Consider the following 18,722-nt stretch of genomic DNA (forward strand, 5'->3'; position numbering starts at 1 on the left):
ACTCGCCTTTCAAAAAATTAAGGATTAATTTCTTCACAAAACCATTCTTGATTCTCATCGCGGCGATAAAACCTTCTATTTTGTGGTTCGCCGCGTAATTCTAAGTGGTCTAGTTGCACTGGGTCGAGTAGGAGTAGGCAAAAATTAGGCAATGGCTGCACTGGGTCGGGTGCTGCTGATGCAAAAGCTTCTGGGTTTTCAATGGGTTTACCAGGATGAGGCCAAGTAAACTGTAAACGTGCTGCATCACTCAGTTGTTGCCAAATGGAAATGCGGGCTGGCTGTAAATCCTGGTGAGAATCATCACTGCTGACCAGAGTCAAACAGCCAGAGATGCGGAATTGTTCGCGTGTATTGGGAAAGTACCAGCAAACTTCTGCCCAAGGTTGTTGCTGTATCTGGTCGGCTTTAGCGCTACGATTATCTGTAATAAATTTTAGCTGGTTTGTATCTTCCAAAAAACCGCGAAAGACTAGGGTACGATTAGCGGGGCGACCGTTTGCCTCTACTGTTGCTAGTTGGAGGTAACGGGCATAAACAAGGCTGCGGTTGCCATCGAGTGCATGAGCGATCGCACTTCGCCAAGGAGCAAGAGTCATTAGACATCTCCATAAATTAAATATGCGTAACCTGAAACCCTTGTAGAGACGCGAAATTTCGCGTCTCTACATTCATTGTTGGAGATGTCTATTGTAAAGTTCCGTACCTAAGTAATAAAACAAAAACACAATTTTTATAAATATAATATCCAATAAATGGTTACAATTCCAATAATAGATTTAACTGCCTTTACCAATGGCAACACAATAAATCGGCAAAATATTATCAAAATCTATCAAGCTTGCCATGAAATTGGCTTCATGTATTTACAGAATGCAGGAATATCAAAAGACTTAATAAGGCAAGTATTCAGTTACAGTAAATCTTTCTTCAATTTACCCTTAGAAGTTAAGCAAAAGCAAGCTTGGAGTGATGAGTTTAATAATACAGGATACGTTAGTCTTGAGAGAGAACGTCTTGACCCCAACAAACCAGGCGACTTGAAAGAGGCGTTTAATGTAAACAAACAAGCGGCTATAAGGATAGATGCTTCTATTCTTGCCTTTTATGATAGTTGCACAGAACTTGCTAACACAGTGTTACAAGCTTATGCTTTGGCGTTGGAATTGCCAGAAGATTTTTTTATCACAAAACACAATCAACAAAATCATACCTTGCGATCGCTCCACTATCCCCCATTGCAGACACCACCCAAATCTGGACAGGTGCGGGCTGGTGAGCATTCTGATTATGGCAGTATTACTTTACTTTTTCAAGATGACGTTGGCGGGCTGGAAGTACAGACAGCATCTGGAGAGTGGATTGCCGCACCTGCGATTCCTGATACTGTGGTAGTTAATACTGGCGATTTAATGCAACGGTGGACAAATGATATGTTTTGCTCAACCAAGCATCGAGTAACAATTAAGAGCGATCGCAGTGTGAACCAGTCCCGTTATTCTATCGCTTTTTTCTGTCATCCTAATGATAATACAGAAATAGCTTGTCTGGAAAGTTGCCAGAAAGAACAACCAGCTATTTATCCGCCTATCCTGGCAAAAGAATATCTTTTAAGTCGTTTACAAGCAACTTATGGTAATTCGTAATTCGTAATTCGTAATTCGTAATTAACTTGAGTTTAGACTAATTTTAGCCATAAAACCGCCAAACTTTTATCCAGACAGGCTTTGATCATTTATAGGCTTGATATGATTCAGAAGTAAATAATGCTTCCCACAGAGGGGTTGTATCCTTAAAAAAAAGAATTTATTGTCAACTCCAGTATATAAATGAGTCGTCTGCATGCTAATTAGGCTTTTGTAAAACTTATGCTTAATTTTCTATTTCAAATAATTTTACCTCTAGTATTACTGAGTCCTATAGTTTTTATAACTTTTTATGTACTCAGGGGCATTTTTTATATGGTAGACTCCACCTTTCGTCCCTGCTTTAAATGTACAGGCACAATTGCAAAAAAAGGATATAACCCAGTATCCACGACAATGCTACCAATACAACTAGACGAGATTACCATCTTTATTCCTGAAACAATCCCAGAAAGTTATTCGTTATTGATTAGGATAAAGGCTGGATCTGGTTGGCTCAAAGTTAAATCAGCTTTCTACAATTCAGTTGTAGAAGGTAATCTCGTTTATGTATCTTACTCAACCGGGCGATTTTCCAACCGTGTATACCTTTTAAATGTATGGAATGTATAGAAATGTAGGAATATAAACCAAAAATGGTAGGCGTGGAAGTTAGTGAGGGTGTGGGTCAAGTTTAGCTCGAAATACTATCAACTGAAGTTTAGACTAAAGAGAAACGATTTTCTAACCGCTTCTCTTTAGTCTAAACTCCAGTAATTAGGAAAGATATTTAATATGAAAACCTACGACTGGATTGTGGTTGGCGGTGGAATTGCGGGTGCTGCACTGGCATACGAATTAGTAAAAACAGGTTTTTCTGTTCTTTTGCTGGAGCAATATGAAACACCACAGAATGCAACTCGTTATAGTTATGGTGGACTTGCTTATTGGTCAGGTACTACACCACTAACTCGTGTATTGTGCGAAGAAGCGATCGCGCGTTACCATATCCTATCTCAAGAGTTAGACGCTGATATCCAATTTCGGGAATTAGATTTATTACTTACTATTTCAGCCGCTAATGACCCAGAAGCAACGGCTGCATCATATAATCATTTTGCCATTCCACCTCGTTTACTGAGTGTCCAAGAAGCTTGTGAGTTGGAACCACTGCTAAATCGAGAGGCGATATCTGGGGCTTTAACTGTCAAACACGGTCATATTCACCCAGAAAAAACATCACTTGCCTACATCCAAGCCTTTCTGCGGGCTGGGGGGGAAATCCAGATTACCCAAGTATTGCAAGTACTGCAAGATGGTGTAAAAACAACTACTGGAACTTTCCACAGTGCGAACATTGTCATCTGTGCGGGTGGACTCAGCCGCCAGCTTTTAAAATCTGCTGGTATTCCCGTCAAACTGTATTTTACCCATGCAGAAATTATTGAAACCCCACCTGTGGATGTGCAGTTACGCACCTTAGTTATGCCAGCTAATCTGCAACGATTTCAACTAGAAGCTGAATCTACTCAAGTTGATGAATTGTGGAATCAACCAGGTAATGAGCCAGTAGCGCCAATTTTAGATGCGGGTGCGATTCAGTTTCAAGATGGTAGCTTTCGCATCGGTCAAATTAGCCGTGTTCTCACAGATCCTTATGCCAATGTAAACTCAGAGGCGAGTGAAAAATGGTTGCGAAAAAGTGTTGGTGAAGTTTTACCAGCTTTGGAGAATTTACTAGGAACTTGGCATGATTGCTTGGTGGCATTTAGTAGCGATCGCCTCCCCTTGATTGGTAGTATTCCAGGATTTGAGAGGATTCATTTATTTTCTGGTTTTAGCAATCCTTTGGTGATTATACCACCTTTGGCAAAGCGTTTTGCTAATTTTGCATCTGGCAAGAAAGATGATATTTAAGAAAATGCACAAGGTTATAGGACTTACGCATCAGGTACAAAATGTAGGGGCAATTCATGAATTGCCCCTACGGAAAATCAAGGCTTTGACTACCTTTTTGCGTAAGTCCTGGGTTAAACATTCTTTGACCTTCTACACTTGAACTTTTTAGTACTTACGCAAAAAAACTTTCTTTCCTCTTATTCCTCCGTGGCGCCAGTTGCTTCAAGTCGGTGAACCCGCAAGGGCGCACTGGCTTCTCTGCGTCCTTGCGGGTTCGATTTTCCGTTCCTTGTGCGTAAGTCCTGCTTTTATGAAAACCTCACGAATTATTGAGTTTGAAGAAAACGCCACCTTTGAGCGATCGCGTATCAGTTCCATAACTACTGACTGTGAGCGATCGCAGATTATTAAAAAACGGTTTACCTAAAACTTCCACTAGCTTGAGAACCGGTACTTGACGCTCTAACAAATTTTGGCTCTTTGTCCAGTCAAGATATATATAGCCTTGATTTGGTAAGGGAATCGCAGCAATACTATCTTTGAAATTGCGATTGTCAATTAAAGAATTATCCTTGGTTGTGAGAATTTTATCCATCGTTTCTAAGTCAGATGTGAAAATTTCGTAATTTCCTAAAGTTGTATGCAATCCTCGCACTTTTGTTTCAATACTAAAGGATGTTCCCTCTTTAACATCGCTTTTTTTGGTAGCCGTAGTTAACTCTGTCCAAGCAGAGATTTTTTGCTTGGACAGAGTTAGGGGATTAATGCTGAGTCCATTTGATGAGGCGATCGCATCTAATCGAGCAATACCTTTATCCACACTCTCGGATTTTTCCACCGCAAAAATCCAATGAGGGATTGTTTGCTCTTTCTCGGGTAACAATGCTATAGCATATTCTCCTTGTACCCAGCTAAAAATATCCTCTGCTAAGTTTATACCCCAGCTTTTTTGAACATCCGCCAAAGGTTTTGCTAACCGAGAAACCACATCTTCTTCAGAACCATATATAGTAGCTGTTGCTTGTCTCCAGAGTTTGGCTAAATCACTGTTAGCCAAATTACTTAAATTTGAGCCAGAAATTGCCAAACCTGCGGACGCTGGAACATATTGCAATGCTCCTACAGGTTTAGATAGTGGTGAAGATGGGGAAACAATTTCCGATGAAGTTAAAAAGCTGGTTTCTGCTAGCAAACCTTTGGGGTTCAACGCCAGGGAAATAATTTCGCTGTGATATGTTTGTTCTGGCAATTCTAAACCTTGCCATTTTGCGACGATGGGAAGATTCAAGAATGCTACAGCTAAACCCCCTTTAGGAAGTTGTTTTGTCGCTTTTTGGTATTCGGGAGAGCTAGTCAAATTTAGATCGGGCGCTTGGACATTATTGATGGCGTCTCGCAACACTTTCGGATCGTTGGCAAACAACACAAAGCCTTCCCCAACAACAGCACCTGCAAGCAAGTCTTGTTCTGGTTGAGAATTGTCAGAAATCAGTTTTACGCCTTTGTATTGTTCAACAGCTAAGTTTGCTCCAGCTAAGGCTCGTTTAGAAAACAACAACTCGACAAACTCGCGGCTTTTCTGTGGTTGCTTGGTTGCTAGTGCCAATAGATACCCTGGCTGCTGTCCGTTTTCTCGGTCGCGATCGATATCTAGGGTGGTGATAGCTAGTGTAATTTCGTTCCCTAACCAGGGTTGAACGTCTTGTTTGTAATCTATGCCACTTTTGGCAAATAAACTGGTTTTGAGTTTAGATAGTTCTCCTTCACCCTCCAACGCCTGCAAACGGTCAGGATTCACCAGTAATGAAACCATTGCTGGGGAAAGTTTAGACACGAATATGGCTGCACTAGGCTGTCGGGTAGAAGCAATCAGGTTAGCCGGACTTTTGGCGAAAAACCAGTAAAAGCTTGCGATGGCAATTACTAGCAGTGCGATCGCACCAGCTACGATAAAACTAATAAATGAGCGTTGCCTATTCACATTAAACCTTTAAAAAGACGGTTTACAGCCATTTAAGCAGAAAGCCTACCAGAATCTATCAGCCTTCTTGAGAATGGATACTCATGCAAAGGCAGAGATTTTCTGTCACCATAAATAAGATTAGGACTGTTTATAGGGAATTTTTTTAGTTAACCCATGAACCAGATTAGTGTACAAGAACTGGCACAACGTCTTTCTTCTGGTGATGTAAGTATTCAGCTAGTAGATGTACGCGAACCACAAGAATTGGAAATTGCTAGCATTGAGGGCTTTGTCAACCTACCCTTAAGTCAATTTACCGAATGGGGAGATAAAGTTCCTAACCTCTTCAATCCCCAAGCTGAAACCCTTGTATTATGCCACCACGGCATCCGCTCTGCCCAAATGTGCCAGTGGTTAATTGCTCAAGGTTTTACAAATGTGCAAAATATTTCCGGTGGTATTGATGCTTACTCGCTTTTAGTAGACCATTCAATTCCCCAGTATTAGCTTGTGTTTAGGTGCATTACTCAGATGGAAGTTATTCTTCCATCTTGATTTTGCTATGCTGAAAATAGCAACATATAAATTTAGCGGCTTGCCAGGAAAGCTTGTAACTTTCTTCACTGGCTAATATTTGCGAAACTTTTCCACCCCAATTTTAGCTGCGATCGCCGCAAAAATACGTATACAATAATACTTTTATAAGTGTAGAATTATGCAAAAATAAGCCAGAAAAGAATGTTGTAAATTCAAACTTTCAGTTTTTGCTGTAAAGATCCGTTAAAAGAATGATCTACGTCAACCTTAAGATTAACGATCGCAATATTATTGGATAATTTATTATCTTAATAAATTATTAATATTCTTAGTTTTCAATCAAATCGAGAAATTTTTCCAGACATTGATTAAAATTTGTCGCCATTATATACCCTATGGAAGTCCAGTTAACAAATCGACAACAGCATATACTTTGGGCAACGGTACGTCACTACATTGCTACGGCAGAGCCTGTTGGTTCAAAAGCTTTGGTCGAGGAGTACGACCTGGGTGTAAGTTCAGCCACAATTCGCAATGTGATGGGCGTTTTAGAAAAGTCCGGGTTACTCTACCAACCACACGCCTCTGCTGGACGTGTACCTTCAGATTCAGGCTATCGCATTTATGTTGACCAGCTAATTACACCTTCGGAAACTTTAGGACGAGAAGTAGAGGTGGCATTGCAAAAGCGCCTCCAGTGGGAAGATTGGAGTTTAGAAACTCTACTTCAAGGAGCCGCACAAATTTTAGCAACCTTAAGTGGTTGTATTAGCTTGATTACTATGCCGCAAACTACCAGAGCACTATTGCGACATCTGCAATTAGTGCAAATTGAAGCGGGGCGAATCATGTTAATTGTTGTTACCGATAGTTATGAGACACATTCCAAGTTGATGGATTTGTCACCAATACCAGAGGAAACACAACGAGATTCAGAAGTAATCGATCGCGAGTTGCAGATAGTTTCTAACTTTTTGAATACCCACTTGCGGGGGCGAAGTCTGCTGGAATTAGCCAACCTCAACTGGAGCGAATTAGATCAAGAATTCCAACGCTATGGGGATTTTTTGAAACATTCAGTTGCCGAATTAACTCGTCGCACTCATGCGCCGACTGCAACCCAAATTATGGTTCGGGGTGTGTCAGAAGTTTTGCGCCAGCCAGAATTTTCCCAGTTACAGCAGGTACAAACAATTATCCACCTGCTAGAAGAAGAACAAGACCAACTATGGCGATTAATATTTGAAGAACCAGAGCTTGAGGATGTGGGTAAGTCAAAGGTAACGGTTCGTATTGGCGCAGAAAACGTTCTAGAACCGATACGCACCTGCACCTTGATTTCTTCTACCTATCGCCGAGGTTCAATACCAGTAGGAAGTGTGGGAGTTTTAGGCCCAACGCGTCTAGATTATGAAAGTGCGATCGCAGTAGTAGCATCTGCTGCTGATTATCTCTCAGAATCTTTCAGTTATTTCAATCCTTAATACAGACAACCTGCTACAGGTTTAGACAAAAGAACCATACCATAGCAGGTAGATAAGCCGAATTGATAGTGGCAAAATCAATAATTAATACTTTTATAAATCTTTCATGGTTAGAAAAATTGCCTTTGGCCTACTGTGGCTGGGATTCACTACCTATGCTTTTTTCCTCGCTCCTCCTGAGCAACCTGGTACATTCGAGTTAATTAAAAACCTTTCTACTGGCCAGTGGCAAGGGATTAACCCGTTAGTAATAGCACTATTCAACCTCATGGGCATCTGGCCTATTATTTACAGCGCAGTAATATTTATTGATGGTAGAGGGCAAAAAATACCTGCTTGGCTATTTGCTACTACCTCTTTCGGAGTCGGGGCATTTGCCTTGTTACCCTACTTAGCCTTTAGGGAACCAAATAATAAGTTTGTCGGTAAAAAGAATGCCTTGCTCAAGCTGCTAGATTCTCGTGTGACTGGGGTTGTCTTAACTGTAGCCACGGTTATTCTAGTTGCCTATGGTTTAAAAGAAGGAGATTGGAGCAATTTTGTGCAACAGTGGCAAACTAACCGCTTCATCAATGTGATGAGTTTAGATTTCTATTTACTTTGCCTATTATTTCCAGCTTTGCTAAGTGATGATATGGCGCGTCGTGGTTGGAAAAATCCACAGATGTTCTGGTTCATAGCGTTGATACCGCTATTCGGCCCATTGATTTATTTGTGTGTACGTCCACCTCTACCAGAAGTTGGTGTAGAAGCAATACCCAGGCAGCAAGCAGCTGCAAATTAAAGCAAAAAATACGAATTATAAATTAGTAATTGTACTCTCAAACTCTTATTTCTCCGTGTCGCGCCAGTTGCTTCTCCCAAGGGGAGACGCGCAAGGGACAAGTAGGGGAACCCACAAGGGCGCACTGGCAACTCTTTGCCTAATAAGGTTCGTTATTCCGTAACTTTTGCGTAAGTCCTAAACTATTAGGACTTACGCACTGTACAAACGAAGCCTCTTGTGTATTGACGTAAATAGGTCGTTTCAGCCTTTTACAAACCACCTGCGATCGCAAAAAAGTGGTTGAAAAATCTAGTCAAAAGCGTTGAAAAGCATATTTTTTTGGTGTTTCTGTCAATGCGTAAGTCCTAACTATATAAAATTTATGTAAAGTTTAATTGTTATTAAGCGCAAAAATTTCTAGATTAATATATTAATGAAACTTATCTATCCGACAATCTATTTCTTTATTAAAAAAGATATTTTTTGCCAAAAAATCTGATATAAAAACTTAACTAGAAAAATTTCACAATGTATACCAAAAAAATCAGTAGGTTAAAACAATAATTAATTAAAATTTACATAATTATTTGAATGTATTATCAACCACACTAATTGAAAATTTAAAGTTTCGATAAAGTAGTTAATGTAATGTCGTACTTCATTATAATTAAATAATTACAGCGTTGGGTCAAAAAAGTTTGGAAAAAGAACCAAAATATTTGACCTAATTATTTACCATTTGGGTCATCAATTAAAGGATTTTCAAAAAAGAAATTATCTAATTTTTTAGATTAGGCGTCTCGTTCACCCGCAAGCAAAGGCGGGCTTTTCGGGTCAGCTCATAATAAATAGCTGGATATTTTTTTCTTTAAAAGTTATTAACCAAATAATTAGTGGTTTTTAATTTAGATTACCCAAATGGTAAGTAATCTACATTGAACTGATGAATAGTTCTTTAACTAAGGCTGAACTTACGTATTAGTGAGAAATTCAGGAGAAATCACATGGCATTTATTTTCGGTAAAGCAACTGCTGACAATCTCTTTGGGACTTCGGGAAATGACACGATAGTTGGTTGGGCTAGTGGTGGTAATGCCAATAGTACCTCTGGTAACGACACTTTGAATGGTGCAGATGGTAATGATTCCCTCGCAGGTGGGACGGCAAAAGACAGTCTAAGTGGTGGAAATGGCAATGACACACTTGATGGTGGCATCGGAAACGACATTCTAATAGGTGGAAATGGCAATGACACCTTTATAGGCAGTCAGGGGAACGATAGCATTAATGGCGGAGAGGGCATTGATACCGCAGATTACAGTGAATTAGATCAAGCCATTATTTTATCAGGTGTTGGAACTATTGAAAAACCTGGCGGAATTGGGCAAGACCAACTCTTCAGAGTAGAAAAGGTTATTGCTAATCCTAATGTTGCCAACAACACCATAGATGCATCCAAATCTTTGCCTGGGGTATTTATCACTGTTAACCTGCAAAGGCAAAGTTTAGCTGCCAATAACATTCCTGGCTTGGGAACATTGTCATTTACAGCAGTCAACTTTGATAATGTCATCGGCACAAATGCAAATGACAACATTTTTGGTGACAGCCAAAATAACCGATTATCCGGTAATAATGGCGATGACACACTTGAGGGGGGCTTGGGTATTGATACTTTGAATGGGGGAGCAGGCGACGACACTTACGCCGTTGACACTACTCTTGATACGATTACAGAGGCTGCTAATTCAGGCACAGATACCGTCCGGTCTTCTGTCTCCTACACACTAGGCGCCAATCTGGAAAATCTGAGGCTGAGGGAAGGTGGCGACATCACCGGGACAGGTAATAGTCTTAGCAACTTCATTTTTGGTAATACTTCTAACAACATTTTGAATGGCGGAGCAGGCGATGATACTCTAGATGGTAATAATGGCAATGATATCCTCAATGGTGGCGACGGCAATGATAGTCTACAGGGGGGCCCTGGCAATGAGGTACTTAATGGCGGGTCTGGAAACGACATCCTCATCGGTGTTTTCCCTGATAGTCCGCTTCCACCTGGAATAGGAGAAACTGATAACTTCACAGGTGGCCCTGGGGCAGATATATTTATCCTTGGTGACGCTGCAAATGTTTTCTACGACGATAACAACACCACGAGTCCTGGTTTTGGAGACTTGGCTACTATTACTGACTTCAACCCTAGTGAAGATATAATTCAACTCAACGGAAATCCAGAGGACTACACCTTGCAATCTGTTGGAAGCAATACACGAATCTTCTTAGACAAACCCGGAGGAGAGCAAAATGAAATCATAGGTATTCTGCAAGGTGTAGTAGGTCTGACACTTGATAGTAACAGCTTCACTTTTCTATGAGCAAGAAAATGCTAGAGCAAGCTGTTTCTGTACGAGAGGTTACGCGAACGTGTGCGAAAAGGAAAAGGGGCAGGGGGAAGGGAGCAGGGGGAAACCCCATACATACATGTAGTTGCTTTGAGGCAACGGATAATATTTCTTAACCCAAGCGTATTGGTATTGGAGTTAGGGACTGACAAGAAATAAATTACTCAAATAAACGAACCACTCCAGACACAGAGAACACAGAGGAATAAGGAGGAGAAAGTTTTTTCGCCAGTTGTTTTGGGTATTTTTTTATTTGGAAGTCTCTTAGGGGAAAGGTGACAGGTGATAGGGAATAATCTGTACCCTATTCCCTTCTTCAGCCCAAAGTCACCAGTCCCCAGTTGCTAGTTAGGCATCATCTAAAGCTGCAATTCCAGGCAATACCTTGCCTTCAAGCAACTCCAAGCTAGCGCCGCCGCCGGTGGAGATGTGGCTCATTTGGTCGGCTAAACCAACCTTTTCCACAGCCGCTACTGAGTCACCGCCGCCAATGATGGTGGTTGTGCCAGTTTTACCGATTTCGGCAAGGGTATGAGCGATCGCTTCGGTACCTGCGGCAAATTTATCAAACTCAAACACACCCATTGGCCCGTTCCAAATTACCGTTTTGGTATCTGCAAGGGCTTCTTGGAAAAATTTCACTGAGTCTGGCCCAATATCTAAACCCATCCAACCATCGGGGATATTCTCAATGCTAACGGTTTGAGAATTGGCATCAGGGGCAAAGTTATCTGCCAATACCACATCTGTGGGAAGTAATAAAGCAACGCCCCGTTCTTTAGCCTTAGCTTCCAAAGATTTCGCTAGTTCTAGCTTGTCTTCTTCCACCAACGACTTACCGACATTTAAACCACGGGCTTTGTAGAAGGTGAAAATCATCCCACCACCGATGATCAGTTTGTCGCACTTCTCCAGCAACGTTTCAATCACGCCAATTTTGCTGGAAACTTTGGAACCGCCAATAATTGCTGCCAAAGGACGTTGGGGATTTTCAATAGCATTTTGCAGATATTGCAATTCCTTCTCAACCAAATATCCAGCCACAGAAGGACTCAGGAATTTAGTCACACCTTCAGTAGAAGCATGGGCGCGGTGTGCAGTACCAAAAGCATCGTTTACATAAAAATCAGCATTAGCTGCTAATTTTTTCGCAAATTCTGGGTCGTTTTTCTCTTCTTCTGGATAAAAACGGACATTCTCTAACAACAGCACTTGGCCATTTTGCAGGGCACCAACTTTAGCTGCAACTTCATCGCCAATGGAGTCATCAGTTTTAACGACTTCTTGCCCCAGTAACTCCGACAGACGCTTGGCAACGGGAGTTAGGCGTAATTTGTCATCAACACCTTTAGGACGGCCAAAATGGCTGGCGAGAATGACCTTAGCACCCTTCTGCGTCAAATCTCTGATGGTTGGCAAAGCTGCACGAATACGAGTATCGTCGGTAATGTTGCCTTGATCGTCCACAGGCACGTTAAAGTCAACCCGCACTAAGGCACGTTTCCCAGAAATATCAGCCGAAGATAAACTTGCTAAACTTTTTTTGGACACACCAAACTCTCCTGATTGCCTTTTTGTTATTGTTTTGAAAGTAGAACCATCAAGATTTTACCGGAGTCAGGGGTACCCAAGTGACAGAGATATTTAAGACAGTACTATTTCCTATCGATCAAAGCCGGGAAACGCGGGAAGCTGCTGATGTAGTTACCAACGTAGTCAAAAAGTACAGCAGTCGCTTGGTGCTGCTGTCTGTGGTAGAAGAACCGCCAATAGACGCGCCTAGTAAAGACGCGCCTAGTACAGATGATCCGATGGTGTCACCAGAGGTAGTTGCCAAGCTGCTAGAAAATGCCCAATCTTTATTTTCTGGCCAAGGAATTCAATCCGAAATCCTGGAAAGGCGAGGTAAACCAGCTTTTACTATCTGCGATGTCGCTGATGAAATCGGAGCTGATTTAATCATTATGGGCTGTCGGGGGCTAGGCTTGACTGAAGAAGGAGCGGATGATAGTGTTACTACTCGCGTGATTAATCTTTCCCCTTGCCCAGTGCTGATTGTACCCTAGCCAGTGCTAAATGCCCAGAAGCTAGTACCGCAAGGTACGCATTCACGCATAATTGTATTCCGAGTTCTTGCGCCAATAGCTTAACTGTTTGCTTCCTCACCCGCCTAGAACTAAAGTTCTTTGGCTTTTAGCTCAAGTCTACTTCAGTAGACTAAAGATTTTTAGGTATATTTAGTCATCAAGAGATGACTTTTGCTATTAGCAAGGCACTTCAGTTCTATGCAGGACATGACTTGACGTTAAGTTGGCAGACATCGGATTCCTATAAAAATACTCTACTGATTTATTTGCCTCAGTAGAGTATATAAATGTATATGTATCTTATGCCTCTAAGCATTATCTTATTCGAGAGTAAATCTTTATACCACAGTGTAAATGCTGAGTGTTTTGAATCGCACGCCACTTGTGACCGAATAATTCATAATTCGTAATGGGCTACGCCCCGCAACGCTTTTGTAATGGGAGCATCCCGTCAGATGCAAAAACCTTAATAGCCCTCATCCCCTAACCCCAAATCCCATCATTTGGGATTCGGGGAACTAGAATTATGTCTCCCCTCTCCCATCTGATGGGAGAGCGGCTGGGGGTGAGGGAAAAGATTATCGTTTGTCAAAACCTTTGGCATCGCTGCTTCATCGCTAAAAGTTTCTCGCAAAAGCCGTCTTTCATATTATAAAAACAAGGGCTAATTTTCTACAACCTGTAGGTGTATGAGAATTAGCACCGCCTAACTATAAAAAGTTCCTATCAATGCGGAAAGTTGAACATTGGCGATGACGCAATCTTTGGAAAGAAATATCGGATTTGGGATTTGGTTGACTCACTATTAGGAAATCAACCCAAACAATTAAGCGCCGACTCCGATGAACGCACTAACTTTGGTACAACTCTAAAAACATCGTCATACAGTCATACATTCACTTTTACTAAATCCAGATCCGCAAGCCAGATAATTCTACTTTGAGCGGATGCCATTTCTGACAAAGTTGGAGAACGCCATTCTACTGCATAAAGCCAATTGTTTTTCAGGCTAAAAATCCCTTGAATAATCCGATGTGATGGTTCTTCACTAAAATCAACTTCCACCACATCCCCCAAATGAAAAGCTGGTGTAGGAACTGTGGCTTTTTCCACTAAGTTTGTTCCAGAAAATTCTTCTTGAGGCAAGTAGAGTATTTCACGACAGCAGACAATGGCATAAATCCATTCCTGTCTCTCCCATTGCACACCACAGCAGTAGCCTGATATATCAGAGTTTGATAAGAAAACTTTTTCCAGGATTTGAACTGCTAATGGCGGCATGTCTTTTCCCCACGGTACAGAACTATGCCAACAAGATTCTAAAGTGACAATTTGATTAATCATGCAAAGCAATCTCTTTTTTATACATAAACTACTTTGCACTTGTGTAATCCGGATATAATTTCAAAATCCAGTCAAGAAGAGGAAAAGGGGCAGGGGGAGGGGGTAGGGGATAAATCCTCCATAAATAAATTTATTGGCTCTGAAACCCTTTTTGCAGCTAGCTTTGAGCGTATCTTTACCTGGTTGGCAGCTTTTGCTGCACTTCTCTGGGTATGGGCGATCGCCTGCTTGACTAGTCTAGCGATCGCAGCGCTTTGTTCCCATGATTACCCAAAGCAAATGTTTTCGCTCGATAGCTTTAGAAATATAGGGTCTTTTTTAACGTGACTCTTTTACCCCCTCTATGGAACGGAAAACTACTTTTAAAGAATCACGGGGTCGGGGTGTGGGTATCATTACTAAATCCAAATCTTGCCCTGGTACAAGTTCCCATTCATAACCACGCAATAGCAAAGCAGCAAATATTTTCATCTCTAATTTAGCAAATTCCTTACCTAAACATTCTCTTATTCCACCCCCAAAAGGAACGTAACCAAAAGGTTTAGATTGATCCTCAGCCCTATCTATACCAAATCTTTGCGGCTCAAAATTCTCAGGATTTTTATATATACTCTGGTCTTGATGGGTTTTACCTATCTGATACAATACAGACCAACCTTGGGGAATACGATATCCATTAAAATCACAAGTTTGGATAACCGAACGAAAACCGCCACCAACTGGGGGAATAATTCGCAAAACTTCTTTGAGTATTTGGTCTAGGTAAGTCATTTGTTTAAGATGTTCAGATTTTAGCTCACCTGCACAACTTATTTGTTGTTGTTCTCTTTTAGCGGCTGCTAAAATTTCTGGATTTTGCGCTAACAGCAAACATAGAGAAGATAGTGCAGAAGTTAATGTTTCATGCCCAGCAAATAGTAAAGTCAGAATTTGGTCTTTTAATTCTTCTATACTTAAACTATTACCATCTTCATCTCTGGAATCTAGCAATAAACCTAAAGCATCTTGATGATTATTTCCTTGCTTTTGACGCTGTAAAATAATCTCTTCAATTTTTGCTAATAACTTCTCTCGGCATTTTAATGCTTTTCCAAATTTCGTCCACGGTAATTGAATAGGGAGAGTAAATAATCCAGCACACCATTCTTCAAATACTTCAATAAAATGGGTATCATTAGTAGCGTCTGTTCCTACTAATAATTTACAAGCTATATCAAAAGTATATTGCCTTAGCTCAGGATACCAAGTAAATTGATTCAATTTTTCCCATTTTTGGAAGTAGCGATCGCTAATTTCTGACATTGCTGGTAGATAACTTGCCAAAGCTCTCGGTTGAAATGCTTGTGATAATATTTTGCGTCTTTTTTGATGGATGCTCCCTGTTTGCGTTGATAAAGAAGCAGAGCCGAGTAATGTTGCAACGCTCTTGGGCCATTTAATTACAAAATTCTGGTTTTCGTGGCTAAATAAATAACGATTAGCTTCTGCTCCCACCATCATAATAGTTGGTGAGCCAAATAGATTAGTTTTAAAAATGTTGCCGTACTTCTGTTGTCGTTTGGTCGCAAAATCAGGGTCACGCAAAAAGCTAATTGTCTCCCCAATCAAGGGTAAGCCTAAGCTTCCGGGAGGTAAAGGGAGTTGATTTTGAGTCAAAAAATCTTGGTTTTGTGATTGTTTTTTTTGGATTTTCATGGGTTTAACCATCCAGCCTTGCCATCTAGAAGATTTGTCTGTATTCTTGCTAGATAGTAGCTTATTGCATCTAATAATCGAAGCGATCGCTAATTAAAAAAGAAGGGAAAGAGGTATACGCCTCTCCCTCATCCCATCAGGAAGGCAAAGCATACTCTACTGATGAGGAATCCCAAACACAGTTTACTGGGGAGCAGCGCCAAAAAAGACGATTTCCTCAACATTCAAGACATTAAGGGTGAAATCATCACGTTTAATGGTGTAATTGTTAGAGCTGCCTAGAATGCTGTAATCACTTTTGAAATCAGGCAGAATTAGCTTGTCCCATCCCGAACCACCATCAATTGTCGCATTACCGTAACCAACATCAAATGTGTCGGCTCCAGATCCACCCTTAATCACGACATCGGCGATCGCGCCCCCTTGGTCTGAAACTGGATTACCGCTATCATCAATTCGACGGGCTTTGAAGGAATCGTTACCGTTTCCGCCATCAATCGTGCCACCTTGGATACCAACCTTGGCGCCATACCCAGTAAGGGTATCATCTCCTGCCCCTCCACAGATAATGCCATTAGTATTAAGAATACCTGTGCCTAGACTAATGCCAGTACCGATGATGGTATCGTTGCCATCGCCTAAACTGATGATGCCACTGTTAATAATGCCTATACCGACACCAGGGCCTTCCTCCCCAAAAGGGGTATCGCCGGTTCCTTTACCGCCGTTGCCTGTACCAGAGATGAAGTCGTTTCCCTGCCCTCCACTGATCGTGCTACCCTGACTGTTGGAGATGCCTATACCTATACCTGCCTCGAATGTTAATTGTCCTACAGGGCCTACACTCGCACTCGAACCGTTGCCGATACCAGTAATCGAATCGTTTCCAAGACCTCCACTAATCACGCTAACACCACTGTTAAAGATGCCTGTACCATCTGCCAATTCACCACTACCAGTTCCAGTTCCAGAGATGGAATCGTTCCCTTCTCCTCCATTAATATCGCTGCTCCCAGTGTTAGAGATTCCTTCAACACTGTGAGAACTGTCAGATCCTGCAGTTCCTGTGATAAAGTCGTCCCCAAATCCTCCATCAATGCGGCTATGCTGGGTATTGTTGATGCCTATAATAGAGTCTGTGGATAGCTCACCTCCGTTTCCGGTTCCGAAGATCGAATCTTTTCCATCTCCTCCGTTAATGTAGCCGCCTTGAGTGTTAGATATACCTATACCACCTGCAAGGTAACCTCGAAAACCTTCACCGCCAGTGCCTGCGCCCTCGATAGTATCGTCTCCTCTTCCTGCATTGATCGTGCCACTGTTAGCAATGCCTGTGCCTGTGCCGCCACTATTGCCAGTTCCGCCGGTGCCAGTACCGTTGATAGTATCGCCTCCCTCCCCTGCATTGATGGTGCCACTGTTAGCAATGCCTGTGCCGCCAGTTCCGCCAGTTCCGTCATCTTCACCGCCAGTGGCACTACCCTCGATAGTGTCGTTACTTGCTTGAGTATCAATGACTCCGTTTTTTAGAACCTCAATTCCAATTGCTGGTAATGCATTATCTTCTTGGCCTACCACTAGATCCGAACCAGAGGTGCCTACGATCGCAGGCGAAGAAACAATTAGTCTGGGCATAATATAACTTTCCTCAATTGAGTGTGATAGAGCTTTAAACCCTGAAAATCTTGCTTTAAGTCAGAATTCATAGATAACTCTGATATCAGGCTTTCTTGGATCAGAAATTCACAAAGTCATAACTAGAAATTTTCAGACTTCACAAGTGTTGGTTAACGAATTATTTGTTATAACCTCAACAACTTCTAAGAGTGTTAATGAGGAAAAATAATCTGTTATTCAACAATTGAAAATAGGAAACATCTAACAACCTGATATTACTTACGTAGCGAAAATTTACTTAGATGTCTATCTTTCAAAAATATCTTTGCATAATCTTCATATTATTTGCTAATAAATGTATATACAAGTACTGAACTTTGTGTGTTCTTTATATTTTGCTCTCACTTATATTTAAAATGACAAACAAAGAAGTCTGAGCGCCGGAAGTCGATGCTCAGAACTTTAGAGACAAACCTTGCGTGTAAATATGCAATGTTTATTTTCCTAACAGCTTAAAAGCGATAGTTGCGATCGCGCACCCACATACTAACTGGGACTGCCTTACCTTGTGGATCAACTTTCGCCTTCACCACAATGGGCGGTACTTGTCCTCTACGGGCGCGTTGGGCTTGCAAATCGTTGGTAATCTGCCGCCGTTGGTTTTCTTTGATGTAATATGTTTCTAAGCCGTAGTTTACAGAACCATCTTGATAAACACCTTTTAAGGCTACTTGGTTGGCTCTTAGAGTTGTGGGGCGATCGCTACTCACTCGCAACGGTCTCCAAGCTATAGGAACACCGCGACCAGAGGATAGTTGCTCTTGCAAAATCACGTAGATGTTGGTTCCTTCAGGCAATCTTCTGCCACTTCCACGACCTTTGCTGACTAATGTTTGCCAACCAGGTAATCTGCTTAAATTTGCGGTGCGGGATATGTTGTAATCTAAGTCTAAAGTGTTACCTTCTAGCACATTGTTAGGGTCTACAGGTACGGTTTGCAAAATCACCGTCTTACCTGTCACATCTGTATAAAGCGCTTGGGCTGGTACTGCCATAATTAGCCCTGTTTGCAGCGCCAGGGGAGCTAGTAACCGCCAAAAAGGTAAGGGCTTATTCGATTTTTGTTCACTAGCAATCAAGTAATCCCGAAAAGTTACCTTATTAGAGAACTCGGCTTCGGGAGACAAGGCTTTATTTTTAGATTCAGAAGAACTATTAGTCATGAGCGTAGTCCTAAAAAGCAGAGGAATTGAGGAGGTCAAAAGTAACGAGATTAGGACTGACGCAGAGAAACTTT

The 18,722-nt window shown here is 41.5% G+C and carries 15 protein-coding genes; 8 read left to right on the forward strand and 7 right to left on the reverse strand.

The features are described from left to right. Nucleotides 1-17: 17 nt before the first annotated feature. Nucleotides 18-599, reverse strand: a complete 582-nt coding sequence (locus tag V7K32_RS25730; RefSeq protein WP_334997286.1) for an Npun_F5749 family FMN-dependent PPOX-type flavoprotein — start codon at nucleotides 597-599, stop codon at nucleotides 18-20. A gap of 156 nt (nucleotides 600-755) precedes the next feature. On the opposite strand from V7K32_RS25730, the gene V7K32_RS25735 reads away from it, so the two are divergent. From V7K32_RS25735 to V7K32_RS25745, 3 genes are all read left to right on the forward strand, one after another. After that, entirely contained in the window at nucleotides 756-1,646 is an 891-nt protein-coding gene (locus V7K32_RS25735; protein ID WP_334997288.1) for an isopenicillin N synthase family dioxygenase, read from the forward strand. Between the two features lie 315 nt (nucleotides 1,647-1,961). Further along, the gene (locus tag V7K32_RS25740) at nucleotides 1,962-2,258 is read left to right on the forward strand and encodes a hypothetical protein (protein WP_334997290.1); all 297 of its coding nucleotides are present in this window, start codon (nucleotides 1,962-1,964) and stop codon (nucleotides 2,256-2,258) included. A gap of 162 nt (nucleotides 2,259-2,420) precedes the next feature. After that, nucleotides 2,421-3,542: an NAD(P)/FAD-dependent oxidoreductase gene (locus V7K32_RS25745; protein WP_334997292.1), complete on the forward strand. Its 1,122-nt coding sequence runs from the start codon at nucleotides 2,421-2,423 to the stop codon at nucleotides 3,540-3,542. A 301-nt stretch (nucleotides 3,543-3,843) separates the two neighbouring features. On the opposite strand, the gene V7K32_RS25750 is transcribed toward V7K32_RS25745, so the two are convergent. Then, nucleotides 3,844-5,505 carry a DUF3352 domain-containing protein gene (locus tag V7K32_RS25750; RefSeq protein WP_334997294.1) on the reverse strand — a complete coding sequence of 554 codons (1,662 nt, stop codon included), beginning with the start codon at nucleotides 5,503-5,505 and terminating at the stop codon, nucleotides 3,844-3,846. A 156-nt stretch (nucleotides 5,506-5,661) separates the two neighbouring features. Between V7K32_RS25750 and V7K32_RS25755 the strand changes: the two genes are divergently transcribed. The 4 genes from V7K32_RS25755 to V7K32_RS25770 all read left to right on the forward strand — a co-directional run bounded on the left by V7K32_RS25755 (nucleotide 5,662) and on the right by V7K32_RS25770 (nucleotide 10,655). Next, on the forward strand, nucleotides 5,662-5,994 hold the full coding sequence (locus V7K32_RS25755) for a rhodanese-like domain-containing protein (RefSeq protein WP_334997296.1): 333 nt from the start codon (nucleotides 5,662-5,664) through the stop codon (nucleotides 5,992-5,994). 425 nt (nucleotides 5,995-6,419) lie between these two features. After that, entirely contained in the window at nucleotides 6,420-7,508 is a 1,089-nt protein-coding gene (gene hrcA / locus V7K32_RS25760; protein WP_334997298.1) for a heat-inducible transcriptional repressor HrcA, read from the forward strand. A gap of 106 nt (nucleotides 7,509-7,614) precedes the next feature. Beyond that, complete coding sequence (locus V7K32_RS25765) at nucleotides 7,615-8,292, forward strand: DUF2834 domain-containing protein (RefSeq protein WP_334997300.1); 678 nt, start codon at nucleotides 7,615-7,617, stop codon at nucleotides 8,290-8,292. A gap of 986 nt (nucleotides 8,293-9,278) precedes the next feature. After that, on the forward strand, nucleotides 9,279-10,655 hold the full coding sequence (locus V7K32_RS25770; RefSeq protein ID WP_334997302.1) for a calcium-binding protein: 1,377 nt from the start codon (nucleotides 9,279-9,281) through the stop codon (nucleotides 10,653-10,655). 375 nt (nucleotides 10,656-11,030) lie between these two features. On the opposite strand, the gene V7K32_RS25775 is transcribed toward V7K32_RS25770, so the two are convergent. Next, nucleotides 11,031-12,233 (reverse strand): phosphoglycerate kinase, encoded by a 1,203-nt coding sequence (locus tag V7K32_RS25775; protein ID WP_334997303.1) that lies wholly within the window; start codon nucleotides 12,231-12,233, stop codon nucleotides 11,031-11,033. Between the two features lie 89 nt (nucleotides 12,234-12,322). Between V7K32_RS25775 and V7K32_RS25780 the strand changes: the two genes are divergently transcribed. Then, nucleotides 12,323-12,748: a universal stress protein gene (locus V7K32_RS25780; RefSeq protein ID WP_334997430.1), complete on the forward strand. Its 426-nt coding sequence runs from the start codon at nucleotides 12,323-12,325 to the stop codon at nucleotides 12,746-12,748. Between the two features lie 909 nt (nucleotides 12,749-13,657). Here the strand turns inward: V7K32_RS25780 and V7K32_RS25785 are convergent. From V7K32_RS25785 to V7K32_RS25800, 4 genes are all read right to left on the reverse strand, one after another. Further along, a complete protein-coding gene (locus V7K32_RS25785; RefSeq protein ID WP_334997305.1) occupies nucleotides 13,658-14,113 on the reverse strand; it encodes a DUF1392 domain-containing protein in 456 nt (151 codons plus the stop codon). 318 nt (nucleotides 14,114-14,431) lie between these two features. Next, nucleotides 14,432-15,808, reverse strand: coding sequence for a cytochrome P450 (locus V7K32_RS25790; protein WP_334997307.1), 1,377 nt, complete (start codon nucleotides 15,806-15,808; stop codon nucleotides 14,432-14,434). 183 nt (nucleotides 15,809-15,991) lie between these two features. After that, the gene (locus tag V7K32_RS25795; protein ID WP_334997309.1) at nucleotides 15,992-17,443 is read right to left on the reverse strand and encodes a calcium-binding protein; all 1,452 of its coding nucleotides are present in this window, start codon (nucleotides 17,441-17,443) and stop codon (nucleotides 15,992-15,994) included. Nucleotides 17,444-17,937: 494 nt separating this feature from the next. Then, entirely contained in the window at nucleotides 17,938-18,648 is a 711-nt protein-coding gene (locus tag V7K32_RS25800; RefSeq protein WP_334997311.1) for a GDYXXLXY domain-containing protein, read from the reverse strand. Nucleotides 18,649-18,722: the final 74 nt, after the last annotated feature.

This window comes from Nostoc sp., assembly GCF_036917635.1.
Lineage (GTDB): Bacteria > Cyanobacteriota > Cyanobacteriia > Cyanobacteriales > Nostocaceae > Nostoc.